This is a genomic window from Pelomonas nitida (assembly GCF_043555975.1).
In the GTDB taxonomy this organism is placed as follows: domain Bacteria; phylum Pseudomonadota; class Gammaproteobacteria; order Burkholderiales; family Burkholderiaceae_C; genus Pelomonas; species Pelomonas nitida.
Genome location: NZ_JBIGIA010000022.1, coordinates 1 through 14,773, shown reverse-complemented (window position 1 = coordinate 14,773; position 14,773 = coordinate 1). Strand labels below are relative to the sequence as shown.

General features: G+C 70.9%; 15 protein-coding genes. 14 read left to right on the top strand and 1 reads right to left on the bottom strand.

The window, feature by feature from the left end; all coding sequences use genetic code 11:
• Positions 1-7: 7 nt before the first annotated feature.
• From ACG00X_RS21490 to ccmI, 7 genes are read left to right on the top strand one after another with little or no spacing between them, the layout of a single operon-like run.
• Positions 8-760, top strand: a complete 753-nt coding sequence (locus ACG00X_RS21490) for a heme ABC transporter permease (RefSeq protein ID WP_394491388.1) — start codon at positions 8-10, stop codon at positions 758-760.
• The gene (gene ccmD / locus ACG00X_RS21485; protein WP_394491386.1) at positions 738-926 is read left to right on the top strand and encodes a heme exporter protein CcmD; all 189 of its coding nucleotides are present in this window, start codon (positions 738-740) and stop codon (positions 924-926) included. Before ACG00X_RS21490 ends, ccmD begins: the two co-directional genes overlap by 23 nt.
• On the top strand, positions 923-1,360 hold the full coding sequence (ccmE, locus tag ACG00X_RS21480; RefSeq protein WP_394491384.1) for a cytochrome c maturation protein CcmE: 438 nt from the start codon (positions 923-925) through the stop codon (positions 1,358-1,360). The genes ccmD and ccmE overlap by 4 nt, the downstream gene beginning before the upstream one ends.
• Positions 1,357-3,309 (top strand): heme lyase CcmF/NrfE family subunit, encoded by a 1,953-nt coding sequence (locus tag ACG00X_RS21475; protein ID WP_394491382.1) that lies wholly within the window; start codon positions 1,357-1,359, stop codon positions 3,307-3,309. The genes ccmE and ACG00X_RS21475 overlap by 4 nt, the downstream gene beginning before the upstream one ends.
• Positions 3,306-3,842, top strand: a complete 537-nt coding sequence (locus ACG00X_RS21470; RefSeq protein WP_394491380.1) for a DsbE family thiol:disulfide interchange protein — start codon at positions 3,306-3,308, stop codon at positions 3,840-3,842. The genes ACG00X_RS21475 and ACG00X_RS21470 overlap by 4 nt, the downstream gene beginning before the upstream one ends.
• Complete coding sequence (locus tag ACG00X_RS21465; RefSeq protein WP_394491378.1) at positions 3,839-4,306, top strand: cytochrome c-type biogenesis protein; 468 nt, start codon at positions 3,839-3,841, stop codon at positions 4,304-4,306. The genes ACG00X_RS21470 and ACG00X_RS21465 overlap by 4 nt, the downstream gene beginning before the upstream one ends.
• Positions 4,306-5,652, top strand: a complete 1,347-nt coding sequence (gene ccmI / locus ACG00X_RS21460; RefSeq protein ID WP_394491376.1) for a c-type cytochrome biogenesis protein CcmI — start codon at positions 4,306-4,308, stop codon at positions 5,650-5,652. Before ACG00X_RS21465 ends, ccmI begins: the two co-directional genes overlap by 1 nt.
• Before the next feature lie 892 nt (positions 5,653-6,544).
• On the opposite strand, the gene ACG00X_RS21455 is transcribed toward ccmI, so the two are convergent.
• Complete coding sequence (locus tag ACG00X_RS21455; RefSeq protein ID WP_394491374.1) at positions 6,545-7,501, bottom strand: IS1595 family transposase; 957 nt, start codon at positions 7,499-7,501, stop codon at positions 6,545-6,547.
• A 568-nt stretch (positions 7,502-8,069) separates the two neighbouring features.
• Here ACG00X_RS21455 and ssuE point away from each other — a divergent pair.
• The 7 genes from ssuE (at position 8,070) to ACG00X_RS21420 (ending at position 14,635) form a co-directional block, all read left to right on the top strand.
• Positions 8,070-8,627 carry an NADPH-dependent FMN reductase gene (gene ssuE, locus ACG00X_RS21450; protein ID WP_394491372.1) on the top strand — a complete coding sequence of 186 codons (558 nt, stop codon included), beginning with the start codon at positions 8,070-8,072 and terminating at the stop codon, positions 8,625-8,627.
• Positions 8,628-8,762: 135 nt separating this feature from the next.
• Positions 8,763-9,764 carry a sulfonate ABC transporter substrate-binding protein gene (locus tag ACG00X_RS21445; protein WP_394491370.1) on the top strand — a complete coding sequence of 334 codons (1,002 nt, stop codon included), beginning with the start codon at positions 8,763-8,765 and terminating at the stop codon, positions 9,762-9,764.
• Positions 9,761-10,984: an ABC transporter substrate-binding protein gene (locus tag ACG00X_RS21440; protein WP_394491367.1), complete on the top strand. Its 1,224-nt coding sequence runs from the start codon at positions 9,761-9,763 to the stop codon at positions 10,982-10,984. Before ACG00X_RS21445 ends, ACG00X_RS21440 begins: the two co-directional genes overlap by 4 nt.
• A 188-nt stretch (positions 10,985-11,172) precedes the next feature.
• On the top strand, positions 11,173-12,345 hold the full coding sequence (ssuD, locus tag ACG00X_RS21435; RefSeq protein WP_394491365.1) for an FMNH2-dependent alkanesulfonate monooxygenase: 1,173 nt from the start codon (positions 11,173-11,175) through the stop codon (positions 12,343-12,345).
• Positions 12,346-12,494: 149 nt separating this feature from the next.
• The gene (gene ssuC / locus ACG00X_RS21430) at positions 12,495-13,262 is read left to right on the top strand and encodes an aliphatic sulfonate ABC transporter permease SsuC (RefSeq protein WP_394491363.1); all 768 of its coding nucleotides are present in this window, start codon (positions 12,495-12,497) and stop codon (positions 13,260-13,262) included.
• A 1-nt stretch (position 13,263) separates the two neighbouring features.
• Entirely contained in the window at positions 13,264-14,055 is a 792-nt protein-coding gene (locus ACG00X_RS21425) for an ATP-binding cassette domain-containing protein (protein ID WP_394491361.1), read from the top strand.
• 28 nt (positions 14,056-14,083) lie between these two features.
• Entirely contained in the window at positions 14,084-14,635 is a 552-nt protein-coding gene (locus tag ACG00X_RS21420) for a DUF1439 domain-containing protein (RefSeq protein ID WP_394491358.1), read from the top strand.
• Positions 14,636-14,773: the final 138 nt, after the last annotated feature.

Sequence of the window (14,773 nt, the reverse complement as noted above, 5' to 3'; positions counted from 1 at the left end):
CCCCGCCATGGACTTCAACGCCTCGTCACGCTGGATGCGCTTTGCCTCGCCAGCCGCGTTCTACCCGCTCGCCGGCCGGCTGCAGCGGGTGTTCGCCATCGCGGCGGCGCTGCTGGCGCTGGCCGGGTTGTGGGTGGGCTTCTTCGTGGCGCCCACCGACGCGCAGCAGGGCGAGGGCTACCGCATCATCTTCGTGCACGTGCCGGCGAGCTGGATGTCCATGGTCGTCTACTGCGCCATGGCCTTCTGGGCCGGCGTGGGCCTGGTGTTCAACACCCGGCTGTCGGCCATGATGGCCACGGCGCTGGCGCCCACGGGCGCGCTGTTCGCGCTGCTATCGCTCGTGACCGGCGCGCTGTGGGGCAAGCCCATGTGGGGCACCTGGTGGGTGTGGGATGCGCGGCTCACGTCCGAGCTCATCCTGTTCTTCCTGTACCTGGGCTTCATCGCGCTGCAGGCCGCCATCGACGACCCGCGGCGCGCCGACAAGGCCGGCGCGGTGCTGGCGCTGGTGGGCGTGGTGAACGTGCCCATCATCTATTTCTCGGTGACATGGTGGAACACGCTGCACCAGGGCGCGTCGGTGTCGATGACGCGCTCGCCGTCGATGGCGACCACCATGCTGTGCGGCATGCTGCTGATGGCGCTGGCCTTCTGGGCCTACGCCATCGCCGTGGCGCTGGCGCGGGTGCGCAACATCATCCTTGAACGTGAACGGCATACAGACTGGGTGCGCGATGCAGTGGAACAGCGCTCGTGAGTTCTTCCTGATGGGTGGCTATGCCTTCTACGTGTGGGGCAGCGTCGGCGCGTGTGCGCTGGCGATGCTGGCCGAGCCCTGGCTGATCCGCCGGCAACGCCAGGCCATCGAGCGGGCGCTGCGCGCCTCGCTGGACGCCGCCGCCGACGAGGTGCCGCGCCCATGAAGGCCTATCAGAAGCGGCTCGCGATCGTCATCGGCGGCCTGGCGGCGCTGGGCGTGGCCACGGCACTGGTGCTGAACGCGCTGAACAGCAACGCGGCCTTCTTCTACACGCCCACGCAGGTCGCCGGCGGCGAGGCTCCGAAGGACCGCGCCTTCCGCGTCGGCGGGCTGGTGCGCCAGGGCTCGCTGCAGCGCGACCAGCTGACGGTGCGCTTCGTCATCACCGACACCGTGCGCGAGGTGCCCGTGGCCTACACCGGCATCCTGCCGGACCTCTTCCAGGAGGGCAAAGGCGCCGTCGCGCAAGGCCGCTTCGACGCCCAGGGCCGCTTCGTCGCCACCAGCGTGCTGGCCAAGCACGACGAGAACTACATGCCTCCCGAAGCGCAGCACGCGCTGGACCGCGCCGGCCAACCGACGGGAGCCGCGCGATGATCCCCGAGCTCGGGCACCTGGCCCTCATCCTCGCCGGTCTGGTGGCACTCGTGCAGGGCACGCTGCCGCTGATCGGCGCCCACCGCGGCCAGCCGGTCTGGACGGCGCTCGCGCGCCCGGCCGCGCAGACGCAGTTCGCGCTCATCGCGTTCGCCTTCGGCTGCCTCATGCAGTCCTTCCTGGTGAACGACTTCTCGGTGCTCTACGTCGCCCAGCACTCGAACTCGCAGTTGCCGGCGGTCTACCGCGCCGCGGCCGTGTGGGGCGGGCACGAGGGCTCGCTGCTGCTGTGGGTGCTGATGCTCAGCGGCTGGGCCTTCGCCGTCAGCCTGCTGTCGCGCCAGTTGTCCGAGCCCATGGTCGCCCGCGTGCTCGGCGTGCTGGGCCTCGTGGCCCTGGGCCTGCTGCTGTTCCTGCTGTTCACGTCCAACCCCTTCGACCGGCTGCTGCCGGCCGCGCCGCAGGGGCAAGACCTGAACCCGCTGCTGCAGGACCCCGGCCTCGTCATCCACCCGCCCATGCTCTACATGGGCTACGTCGGCTTCTCGGTCGCGTTCGCGTTCGCGATGGCCGCGTTGCTGGCCGGCCGGCTGGACGCCGCCTGGGCGCGCTGGTCGCGCCCCTGGACCAACGCCGCCTGGGTGTTCCTCACGCTGGGCATCGCGCTGGGCTCGTACTGGGCCTATTACGAGCTGGGCTGGGGCGGCTGGTGGTTCTGGGACCCGGTGGAGAACGCCTCCTTCATGCCCTGGCTGGCCGGCACCGCGCTGATCCATTCGCTGGCCGTCACCGAGAAGCGCGGCAGCTTCAGGAACTGGACCGTGCTGCTGGCCATCGTCGCGTTCTCGCTGTCGCTGATGGGCACCTTCCTCGTGCGCTCCGGCGTGCTGACGTCGGTGCACGCGTTCGCGAGCGACCCGCGGCGCGGCATCTTCATCCTGCTGCTGCTGACCCTCGTCGTGGGCAGTTCGCTGGCGCTGTTCGCCTGGCGCGCGCCCAAGGTGGGGCTGGGCGGCACGTTCGCGCTGCTCTCGCGCGAGACGCTGCTGCTCGTCAACAACGTGCTGCTGGCCGTGGCCTGCGGCACCGTGCTGCTCGGCACGCTGTACCCGCTGATCATCGACGCGCTGCAGCTGGGCAAGCTGTCGGTGGGCCCGCCCTACTTCAACGCCGTGTTCGTGCCGGTCATGGTGCCGCTGCTGGTGCTGCTGGCCGTGGGGCCGCTGGCCCGCTGGAAGCAGGCCGATGCGCGCGACATGGCGCGGCGCCTGCGTGTAGCGGCGGTGCTGGCCGTGATGGCCGGCATTGGCCTGCCGCTACTGGCCGGCCGCTGGACACCCGGTGTCGCGCTGGCGCTGGCGCTGGCCGTCTGGATTGCGGCCGGCACCGTCTGCCAGGTGCGCGAGCGGCTACGGTCCGGCTGGCCGCCGCGCAGCTTCTGGGGCATGCATCTCGCGCACCTGGGCGTGGCCGTCTTCGTCGTCGGCGTGGGCATGGTCAAGGGCCACGAGGTCGAGAAAGACGTGCGCATGGCCGTGGGCGACAGCGTGCAGATCGGCGGCTACCAGGTCGAGTTCCTCGGCATGCGCGAGGTGGGCGGCCCCAACTACACCGCCCGCCAGGGCGCCTTCGCGCTGTGGAAGGACGGCCAGCGGCTGCGCGAGCTGCGCCCGGAGAAGCGCAACTACGCCGCCTCGCAGGCCGTGATGACCGAGGCCGCCATCGACACCGGCTTCACGCGCGACCTCTACGTGTCGCTGGGCGAGCCGCTGGCCGGCCGCAGCCCCACGCCCGACTGGAGCGTGCGCGTCTACTACAAGCCCTTTGTCACCTGGATCTGGTTCGGGTGCCTGCTGATGGCCCTGGGCGGCGGCGTTGCGGCGGCCGACCGGCGCTACCGGCTCAAGGCGCGGCGCAGCGCCCCTGTCGAGCAAGGCGTGACCGCATGAAGCGCTTCCTGATTCCGCTGGGCCTGTTCCTGGTGCTGGCCGTGTTCCTGGGCATCGGGCTGAGCCGCGATCCGCGCGAGCTGCCGTCGCCCTTGATCGGCAAGCCCGCTCCGGCGTTCTCGCTGCCCACGCTGGGCAGCTCGGGCAAGGGCGACGGCCCGGCCTTCGGGCCCGAGGCCATGCGCGGCCGCGTGTGGCTGCTCAACGTCTGGGCGTCCTGGTGCGCCAGCTGCCGCGAGGAGCACCCGGTGCTGCTGGCGCTGGCCAGGAGCGGCGCCGTGCCCATCGTCGGGCTGGACTACAAAGACCAGCCCGCGCAGGCCCAGGCCTGGTTGGGCCGCCTCGGCAACCCGTATGTGCTGTCCGCGCTGGACGCCGACGGCCGTGTCGGCATCGACTACGGCGTCTACGGCGTGCCCGAGACCTACGTCATCGACAAGGCCGGCGTCATCCGCTTCAAGCAGGTCGGCGCCGTCACACCCGAGGTGCTCAAGACCCGGCTGCTGCCGCTCATCCAGGAGTTGCAACGATGAGCCGGCTGACCCTGCTGCTGCTGGCCGCGCTGCTGGCACTCGTCCCATGGTTTCCCGCCACCGCCGACGAGGCCCGCCCGCTGGCGGAAGACCCGGCGGTGGAGGCACGCCTGCTGCGCATCGCCGAAGAGGTGCGCTGCCTGGTGTGCCAGAACGAATCGCTGGCGGCCTCACAGGCCGACCTCGCCAACGACCTGCGCCGCGAGATCCGCGCGCAGATCCGCCAAGGCAAGACCGACGCCCAGATCATGGACTTCCTCGTCGGCCGCTACGGTGATTTCGTGCGTTATCGCCCGCCCTTCAACGCCACCACGCTGCTGCTGTGGGCCGGCCCCTTCGTCGCGCTGGCGCTGGGCCTGGCCGGGCTGCTGCGCTTCTTGCGGCGCCGCCAGTCGGCCGCCCCAGTCCCCTTGACCGAAGACGAGCAACGCAGGGCAGCGGCCCTGCTTGACGGAACCGATTGATGATGATTTTCCTGTTCGCGGCAGCGCTGCTCGTCGCGCTGACCCTGCTGTTGCTGCTGCGCCCCCGGCGGCGCACCGTGTTCGATGACACCGCCCTCAACGCCCAGGCCCTGGCCGCCCGTATCTGCCGTGAGCAACTGGCCGAGCTCGACCGCGACCTGGCCGCCGGCACGTTGCGCGCCGAAGACCACGCACAGGCCGGTGCCGAGCTGCAGCGCCGGCTGATCGAAGACACGCCGCCCGCCGTTGTTGCTGCCGCCGGGCCCGCCGCCGCGCCCGCCGTGGTTCCCGCAACTGCCGCCGAACGTGCCCCCGCACCGCCCGCCAAGGGCCGCACCGCCTGGGCGCTCGCCATCGCCTTGCCACTGCTGGCCGGTGCGCTCTATGCCGCGCGCGGCAACCCCGGCGCCATCAACCCGCAGGACGCCCGCCCTCAGCCCGGCGCCAGTGCCGACGTCAGCCCGGCCCAGGTGGAACAGATGCTGGCCGACCTGGCAGCCCGCGCCGAGAAAGACCCGGCCAACACGCGCAACTGGGCCATGCTGGCGCGCTCCTACCGCCTGCTCGGCCGGCTGCCTGAATCGGCCCACGCCTTCGAGCGCATGGGTGCGGCCATCGAGGCCTCGCCCGCCCTGCTGGTGGAATACGCCGACGTGCTCGCCGCCCTCGCCGACGGCAACCTCGAAGGCCGGCCGCTGCAACTCGTGAAGCGCGCGCTGGAGATCGCCCCCAACGACGTGCCGGCGCTGTCGCTGCAGGCCACCGCCGCCTACCGCCGCCACGAGTTGCAGATGGCCATCGGCACCTGGGAACGCGCGCTCGCCCTGGCGCCGGCCGGCTCCGAAGACGCCAAATGGCTGGCCCAGGTGCTGGCCGAAGCCCGCAGCGCCGGCCTGCCGGCCACACCGGCTGCACCCGCATCCGCCGCGCCCGTCGCCAGCGCCACCGCCGCCAGCGCCGCCTCGGCCCCCGCCTCTGCGGCGCCCCCTACCACCGCACTGGCCGCCACGGCCGTGACGGGCCGCGTGAGCCTGGCGCCGGCACTGGCCGCGCAGGTGCAGCCCGGAGACACGCTGTTCGTCTACGCCCGCCCGGTGGACGGCCGCATGCCGCTGGCCGTGCTGCGCACCCAGGCCAGCGCGCTGCCGCTGAACTTCACGCTCGACGACAGCCTCGCCATGAGCCCCGCGGCCAAGCTGTCGGGGGCCACCCGCGTGCGCGTGGATGCCCGCATCTCGCGCAGCGGCAATGCCATGCCGTCCCCGGGCGACCTGGTGGCCGAAGGCGTCATCGTCGCCACCGGCGCCCGCGACGTGACGCTGCAGATCGACCGCGTGCGCCCCTAAGCTGACTTGCGCATGACGCTTGGCGACGATCGGTGTGACCCGTTGCATCGCGCCGGGAGTTCGCCCCGGCGGGCGACCTACTTTCTTGTGCGCACAAGAAAGTAGGCAAAGAAAGCGCCCCCGACCGCACCGCCCGCAGCAAAGCTGCGGGTTCCCTGCGCTGCTCAGGCCTTGAGGGCCCGCGCAAAACTCGCGCCGCTACGCTCTGCTCAAACAGTTGCGCGGAGTCAGAAGTCGAAGCGAGCTGCGCTCGCGCCCTCAAGCCCTTGCGCTGCTCGGCGGTGCTAAAGGGGGCATACCGAACAGCCGGCGCCAGCCGGCTTCGGGGTTTGGCTGTTGGCTGTTCGGCTGCTCTATCACCCCCCTTTGGAGGAGCCGAGAAGCGCAGGACGGCGAGGCGCGTGCGCAGCACGCTTCGTGAACTGACTCCGCGCGGCTGTCTGACCGGAGCGTAGCGGAGGGAGTTCCGCGCGGGCCTCGCCGTTCGAGCATCGCAGGGCACCCCTCGCGCAGCGAGGGGCGACGGAGCAGGGGCGACTTTTTGCCTTCTTTTTGGTCGCACGCAAGAAAGTAGGTCGGCCGCCGGGACGAAAACCGCAGATTTCGCCGAAGGCAAATCCCGGGTGGGACTCACGCGGATACCAACCGTCGCCAACGCAGTCCGCAGCCAGCACGCAAGCCTTGAACGAAGCGAAGCCAAACGCTGCGGTGCCTGGCGCTGGGCCGGCAGCACCGCACCGGCCGCCACTCAACCAGTCCGCTAGGCCCGCACGGGCAGCCGGCGGGCGCCGCGCAGCGTCTCGCACAAGGGCTTGCTCGCATCCCAGCTGCGCCGGGGCCGACCACAATGGCGCGTATGTGCCGCCTGACGTCAATCCAATCCCCATCCTGATTAGTAATGTGCCTCAGACCCGCCCCTAATCGTCTGGATTTGGCGGGCCGGACATCGAGCGACATCGACGATCAACCGGGCGAGCAAGTCACGCAGATCGAAGCGGCGATTGAAGCGATAGGCGAACGCGGCGAGGTGGCTGTCGGCGTGCTTGGCCCAGCCCAGCGAGTGGAAGGCACCGTGCAACGTCGTCTTGAGATTGCCCAGGATCGTGTTGACCCACTGGAACTGCGGCAAGTCGCGCGGCTTGCGGCCGCCCACGACGACGGGTGTGTGCGTGCAGCCCACCGCCGTTACAGCCGCGAAGCAGCCCAGGCCGTCGCTGATGACCAACGCACCGGGTGCCAGGTTGGCTTTTGCCCAGCCCTTGATCGCCTCGGCCGTGAAGCCGCTGACGCGGTTGAGCTTGAGGAACTGCGGACGTCCCTTGTCGTTGATCGACACGGCCGCCACAAACGGCGTTTTGTTATCCGAGCCGCGCCCGGGCTTGCCGCCCGGGTGCTCGCCGCCCAGGTAGGCGTCATCGAGTTGCACCGTGCCGGCGAGTTGGTGTTGCCCCTCGCGCAGCGCCATGGCGTGGTTGATCTTGTGCTGCAGGGCCCAGGCGGTGGGATAGCTCACGCCCAGTTGCCGCTTCAGCGCCAGCGAGGACAGCCCGGTCTTGGCCTGGCTGAGCAGGTAGATCGCCAGGAACCACGTGCGCAGCGGCAACTTGGTGTGCTCGAACAAGCTACCCACGGTGAGCGAGGTTTGGTAGCGGCAGGCCCGGCACTCGAAGAGCTTGCGCGCACCGTGGCCGACCACCCAATGTTCAGCCGCGTTGCAGCGCAGGCAGCGAAAGCCGTCGGGCCAGCGCGCGGCCTTGACGGCCTGCGCGCACTGCTCTTCGGCGCCGAAGCGCTCGATGAATTCCGGCAGCGACATGCCGCGCTGGAACTGGATCGTGTTGAAGGTCATGGCCTCGGCTCCCAGAGTGGATACCGCTCAGGCTATCTGCCAGGTAGCTCGCCAGATGAGCGACCTGAGGCAACTTACTTATCAGGTGCCGTTTTGCATTTCATTCGGCGGGTGGAAATTGAGCCTATTGATGGCTCGCCAATTGGGCTGCAGCGTGGCGAGCAAGGCCCCACACCCCTGCATGCTTGGCGAAGTCAATATCGGACCGACCCTTGATGCGCTCGCCTGGTGGGGAATGTTGCTGTGGTGGCCCTGCCTTTTGATCTCCGGCTTGGCTCTGGGCGGTCTTGTCGCACCGTCAATACGGTCGCCCTGGGGCAGCCGTCCACGTCACGGGCAATGAGCCTGAAGACGGTGGTGTCCAGGCCTCGCGGTTGGCGAGGCGAATAACCGCCACTGCTGGCTGCACAGCGCCCCCCAGCATCACCGCCCTGCAGCCCACTTCAGCCGACCCGCCGACCGCGTCGCCCGGCCAAGCGCACCGGCTGCATAAGCATCCCCGCTTTCCTTCGTTCCGCGAGCAAGCGCTGATCCCTATCGTGCAGGGCCTGAACACACGCAGGTCACCATGCACATCACCAGCATCTCCGGCAGCCCCAGCGAACGCTCACGCTCTGCGTGGCTGACGCAGTTCGCGCTGACGCGGCTCGAAGGCGTGGCGCGGCACACCGAGCACATCGCCGTGCGCGAACTGCCGGCGGCCGCGCTGCTGCAGGCCGATGCGCAAGACCCGGCCATCGCGCAGGCCGTGGGCGCCGTCTCGGCGGCGCAGTTGGTCATCGTCGGCACGCCCATCTACAAGGCCGCGTATGCGGGGCTGCTGAAGGTGTTCCTGGACCTGCTGCCGCCGGACGCGCTGCGCGGCAAGACCGTGCTGCCGCTGGCCACCGGCGGCAGCCCCGCCCACCTGCTGGCGCTGGACTACGCGTTGAAGCCCGTGCTGTCGGCACTGGGCGCTCGCCATGTGCTGGACGGCGTGTTCGCCACCGACGCCCAGTTGCTGCGTCACGAGGCCGGTGGCTACGTGCCCGAGCCCGACCTGCTGGTGCGACTGGACCGCGCCCTGGAGCCCTTGCTGCCCGCCTCGCGGCCGCGCAGCGGCGCCGAGCTCAGCTGTCGACGCTGAGCCCGCGCGCCACGACGCTCACACCACCGTTTTTGTCTCCTCGCCCCCCGGACGGGATCGGCGACTTCATCCCGGCGCTCGGTCACGGATCGGGTGCGACCGAGTGCCGGGATCTTTTTCAAGGGACTCCCTCTCATGCGACTGCCTTCGTTCATTCGCCTGCTCGCGCCGCTTTTCATGCTGGCCGCCAGTCTGCAGGCACCTGCCCAGACGGCCGCGGCCGCCACCACGCTGCGCATCGGCTTCCAGAAATCCGCCAGCCTGCTGACGCTGCAGAAGTCCAACGGCTCGCTCGAGAAGCGGCTCGCACCGCTGGGCGTGTCGGTCAAATGGGTTGAATTCCCGGCCGGCCCGCAGCTGCTGGAGGGCCTGAACGTCGGCGCCATCGACGTGGGCTACGTCGGCGAGGCGCCGCCCGTCTTTGCGCAGGCCGCCGGGGCGCGGTTCGTCTACATCGGCTTCGACCCCGCCGCGCCGCAGGCCGAGGCCATCGTCGTGCCCAAGGGGTCGGCGCTGACCTCCGTGGCGGCGCTGAAGGGCCGCAAGGTGGCGCTCAACAAAGGCAGCAACGTGCACTACCTGCTCGTGAAGGCGCTGGAAAAGGCCGGCCTGCGCTGGGCCGACATCCAGCCGGTCTACCTGCCGCCCGCCGATGCGCGCGCCGCCTTCGAGCGCGGCGCCGTGGATGCGTGGGTGATCTGGGACCCCTTCCTTTCCGCCGTCGAGAAGCAGAGCGGCGCCCGGCAGCTGCAGGACGGCCAGGGCATCGTCAACAACTACGCCTACTACCTGGCCGACCGCGCCTACGCGCAGTCGCAGCCCCGCGTCATCCAGGCCTTGTTCGACGACACCCAGGCCCAGGCCGCCGTGCTGAAGGCCGATCGCCGCGCCGCTGCCGCCGTCATCGCGCCGCTGCAGGGCCTGGCGCCCGACATCGTCGAGCAGAGCCTGTCGCGCTACCAGTTCGGCGTGCGGCCGCTGACGCCCGCCGTCGCCGCCGAGCAGCAACAGCTGGCCGACACCTTCCACGCACTGGGCCTGATCCCGGCGCCCATCCGCGTGGCGGACGCGCTGCAGGCCCCGGGCACCGGCGCCCCTGCCGGCGCCACGGCCACCACCGCTGGAGGTGTGCGATGAGCGGGGGCGCGGGCTCTGGCACCACACGGCGCGCGGCCGTCGCCATCCTCGCCACCACGGCGTCGTTCTGGGGACACGCGCAGGGCAACGCGCCGCTGCGCATCGGCTTCCAGAAGGGGTCGTTCAACCTCGCGCTGCTGAAGAGCTACGGGCTGCTGGAGCAGCGCCTGGCGGGCACGCGCGTGCAGTGGATCGAATTCCCGGCCGGGCCGCACCTGCTGGAGGCCTTGGCGCTGGGCAGCGTGGCCTTCGGCGCCACCGGCGACGCGCCGCCCGTGTTCGCGCAGGCGGCGGGCAAGGACGTTGTCTACGTCGGCGCCGAGCCGCCCAAGCCCGACAGCTCGGCGCTGCTCGTCAGGCCCGACTCGGCGCTGACGACGCTGGCCGGCCTGAAGGGCCGCCGCATCGCGCTGCAAAAAGGCAGCAGCGCGCACTTCCTGACCGTGCAGGCCGTGAAGAAGGCGGGGCTGAGCTGGGCCGACATCCAGCCGGTCTACCTGGCACCAGCAGAGGCGCGCGCCGCCTTCGAGCGCGGCGCCGTGGACGTCTGGGCCGTGTGGGACCCGGAGGGCCTGCCAACGCCCCGGCAATGGGCCGCGAAGGCTCGTCGCCAGGCGCCAATCAAGGCGCAGCGCACCGCCCGCACTCGCGTGCGGGCAAGCGATGCAACGCAGAGTGGCGCCTGGCGACGGGCCTTCCCGAAGGGTTGTGACCAAAAAGGCCGCGCGCGGCGTTGCAAATCCTCGCCGGGTACCCAACCCGGCTGCGGTTCGCGCCTTGCTCGCGGCCTTTCTGGTCACAACGCGGCCCATTGCCGGAGCGTTGGCAGGCCCCACGCCGCCGCCGAGGTGTCAGGCGAACTGCGCGTGCTCGCCACCAGCCGGGGCCTGACGAACAACAACACCTTCTACCTCGCCTCGCAGGCGCTGAGCCGTGACGCGGCGCTGCTGCAGACGCTGTTCCAGGCGCTGACCGACACCGACGCCCGCGTGCGCGCGGACCGCGGCGACGCTGTGCAGCGCTACGCCGAATTCGCCGGCCTGCCGCCCGCCATCGTGCAGCGCATGGCCGAGCGGCGCGGCGCCGCGCCGGTGGGGCCGCTGACGGCCGAACTCGTCAAGGAGCAGCAGCTCGTCGCCGATTCCTTCACCGAGCTGGGGCTCATCCCCCGATCGATCCGCGTCGCCGACGCGGTGGCCACGCCGATCCGCAAGGTCTGAAATGAACCCCTCGCCCGGTCTCGCCCCGGCTGAACGCCGGCAAGCCCAGTCGGTCCCCCGGGGGGACGGTGATGCTTGCGGCATTGAGCCGCAAGCATCGCCCAACGGGCCGACTTGGGGCGGCCCGGCGCTCGGCCCGAAAACACTTTAATGCGCCGCGCGTGGCGCGCGCTGCGATGGATAGCTACATGAAAATCTTCTGGTTCATCCCCACCCACGGCGACAGCCGCTACCTCGGCAGCTCGCGCGGCGCGCGCGTGGCCGACCACGCCTACTTCAAGCAGATCGCCATCGCCGCCGACAGCCTCGGCTACGAGGGCGTGCTGCTGCCCACGGGCCGCAGCTGCGAGGACTCGTGGATCGTCGCGGCCAGCCTCATCGACGCGACGCGCCGGCTCAAGTTCCTCGTCGCGCTGCGGCCGGGCCTGGTCGCGCCGGCCCAGAGCGCGCGCATGGCCGCCACGCTGGACCGGCTCTCGGGCGGCCGCCTGCTCGTCAACCTCGTCACCGGCGGCGACCCCGACGAACTGGCCGGCGACGGCCAGTTCCTGAACCACGCGGAGCGCTACGAGCAGTCGGCCGAGTTCATCCGCATCTGGCGCGAGCTGCTGGCCCGCTCGCATGCCGGCGAGGCGCTGGACTTCGACGGCGCCCACCTCAGCGTGAAGGGCGGCAAGGTGCTCTACCCGCCCATCAACGCGCCCTACCCGCCGGTGTTCTTCGGCGGCTCGTCGGGCCCCGCGCACGACCTGGCCGCAGAACAGGTGGACACCTACCTGACCTGGGGCGAGCCGCCCGCCGAGGTGGCCAAGAAGCTGGCCGACGTGCGCGAGCGCGCCGCCGCCAGGGGCCGGCAGCTGCAGTACGGCATCCGGCTGCACGTCATCGTGCGCGAGACCGAAGACGAGGCCTGGCGCGCCGCCGCCGAGCTGGTGTCGGAGCTGGACGAAGCCACGGTCGCCGCCGCGCAGGCCCGCTTCAAAACGATGGACTCCGTCGGCCAGCGCCGCATGGCCGAGCTGCACGGCGGCCGCTTCGACAAGGCCGACGTGCGCGCAGGGCTGGAGATCTCACCCAACCTGTGGGCCGGCGTGGGCCTGGTGCGCGGCGGCGCGGGCACGGCCCTCGTCGGCAACCCGCAGCAGGTGGCAGACCGCATCAAGGAATACGCCGACCTCGGCCTGAGCCACTTCATCCTCAGCGGCTACCCGCACCTCGACGAGGCCCACCGCTTCGCCGAGCTGGTGTTCCCGCTGCTGCCGCTGGGCGTGCGCGAGCAGCTGACGGCGCCGGCACTGACCGGCCCGTTCGGCGAAGTGGTGGCGAACAGCTACGCGCCCAAGGCCGTGTCGGCGAGCTGACATGAGCCCCTCGCCCAAGGAGTACCTTGGCCGGTCCCCCGAGGGGACGCCGATGCTCGCGGCATCGAGCCGCGAGCACATCGCCAGGTCGGGCCGGCTAGGGAGCGGCCCGTCGCTCGGCCCGAAGAAATTCACGACGAAAACCTAGCATGACCATTGCTCGCCGCCTCACCCCCTGGCTGCTGCCCGCGGCCATCCTCGTCGCCTGGGAGATCGCATCGCGCAGCGGTGTGCTATCCGCGCGCATCCTGCCCGAGCCCGCCGCCGTGCTGGCCGCGTTCTGGCAGCTGCTGCGCTCGGGCGAGCTGGCGCATCACGTCGCCGTCAGCACCATCCGCGCGTTCTCCGCGCTGGCCCTCGGCGGCGGGCTCGGGCTGGCGCTGGGCCTGCTGACGGGCACCTGGCGGCACGCCGAGGCCCTGCTCGACACCACGCTGCAGATGCTGCGCAACATCCCGGCGCTCGCGCTGATTCCGCTGGTCATCCTGTGGTTCGGCATCGACGAGGCGGCCAAGCTGGTGCTCGTCTCGGTGGGGGTGTTCTTCCCGGTCTACCTGAACACCTTCCACGGCATCCGCAGCGTGGACCGCGACCTCATCGAGATGGCGCGCAGCTACGGGCTGCGCGGCTGGGCGCTGTACCGCCAGGTGATCCTGCCCGGTGCGCTGCCGTCCATCCTCGTGGGCCTGCGCTTCTCGCTGGGCCTGATGTGGGTGCTGCTCATCGTGGCCGAGACGCTGTCGGCGCAGGCCGGCATCGGCTACCTGACGATGAACGCCCGCGAGTTCCTGCAGACCGACGTCGTGCTGGTCGGCATCCTGCTCTACGCCGTGCTGGGCAAGCTGGCCGACGTCGTCGCTCGCGGCCTGGAGAAAGCCTGGCTGCCCTGGCATCGCGGCTACGCCGAGGGGAAATGACATGTGGCTCACCGACATCGACCGCCCCGTGACGCCGCGTGAGCCGGTCGTGCACGACGCGCCCCCCGCCCGCGACACGTCCCACGGCCTCGCGCTGAGGCTGCGCGGCGTCGACAAATCCTTCGGCACGCGCCATGTGCTGCAGCAGCTGGACCTGAACGTCGAGCCGGGCGAGTTCGTCGCGCTCGTCGGCCGCAGCGGCTGCGGCAAGAGCACGCTGCTGCGGCTCATCGCCGGGCTGGAGCAGCCGTCGACCGGCGTCGTCGAAGCCGGCGGGGGCGAGGAGCGGCGGCTCATGTTCCAGGACGCCCGGCTGCTGCCCTGGAAGCGCGTCGTCGACAACGTGGCGCTGGGCCTCAGCGGGCCGGATGCGAAGGCGCGCGCGATGCAAGCGCTGGAGCAGGTGGGGCTCGCCGGCCGCGGACAGGACTGGCCGGCCACGCTGTCCGGCGGCCAGCGCCAGCGGGTGGCCCTGGCGCGCGCGCTGGTGCACCGGCCGCGCCTGCTGCTGCTGGACGAACCCCTGGGTGCACTGGACGCACTGACCCGGCTGGAGATGCACCGCCTCATCGAGCAGCTGTGGCAGCGCCACGGCTTCACGGCGCTGCTGGTGACCCACGACGTTGCCGAAGCCGTGGCCCTGGCCGACCGGGTGCTGCTCATCGACCGCAGCGGCATTGCGCTGGACGCCACCGTCACGCTGCCCCGCCCGCGCTCGCGGGCCGCGCCGGGCTTCGCCGAGCTGGAGGAGCGCGTGCTGCGGCACATCGTCGGCCAGCCTGCCGGCAGCTGAGGGCTGCGGCACGGCGCCACAATGGGCCATGACCCGCGCCCCGATCGCCTTCGCCACCGCCCTCATCGCCTCGGCCCTGCTGGCCGGCTGCGGCCTGGCCAGCCGCCTTGCCAGCGGCCACCTCGACATCGAGCAGGCCGAGCTGCAGTCCCGCATCGCGTCACGCTTTCCCGTGCACCACTGCAAGGTCGTCATCGCCTGCCTGGACCTGAGCAACCCGGTGGTGGCCCTGCATGAGGGGGACGACCGCATCGGCTTCACGACCGACGTGACCGTCGCGCTGGGCACCCGCGAGCGCACGGGCCGCATCGGCTTCACCGGCCGGCCACGCTATGCGCCCGACGCCGGGCAGCTGTTCCTCGATGACCTGCAGATCACGACCCTCACGCTCGCCGGCCTGCCCGACGAGTACGCCGAACTCGTGAAGACGCGCGGCGCCGCCGCCGCCCGCCAGGCCCTGCAGTCGCATCCCGTCTACACGGTGAACACCAGCACCGCCAAGGGCGCGCTGACCAAGCAGGCCGTGCACGACGTCAAGGTCGTCGACGGCCGGCTGCGCGTCAGCTTTGTGGGGTCATAGGGCCCACTACCCTAAGAGCCGCTAACGAAACTTATCATCTGCCTCAGTTCAAGAACCGCTGAGGAAGATGGCAGTCAAGAAGGAAGTCAGCGCAGCACTGTGGTCGCGGATACAGCCGCTGTTGCCCGAGGTGCGGAA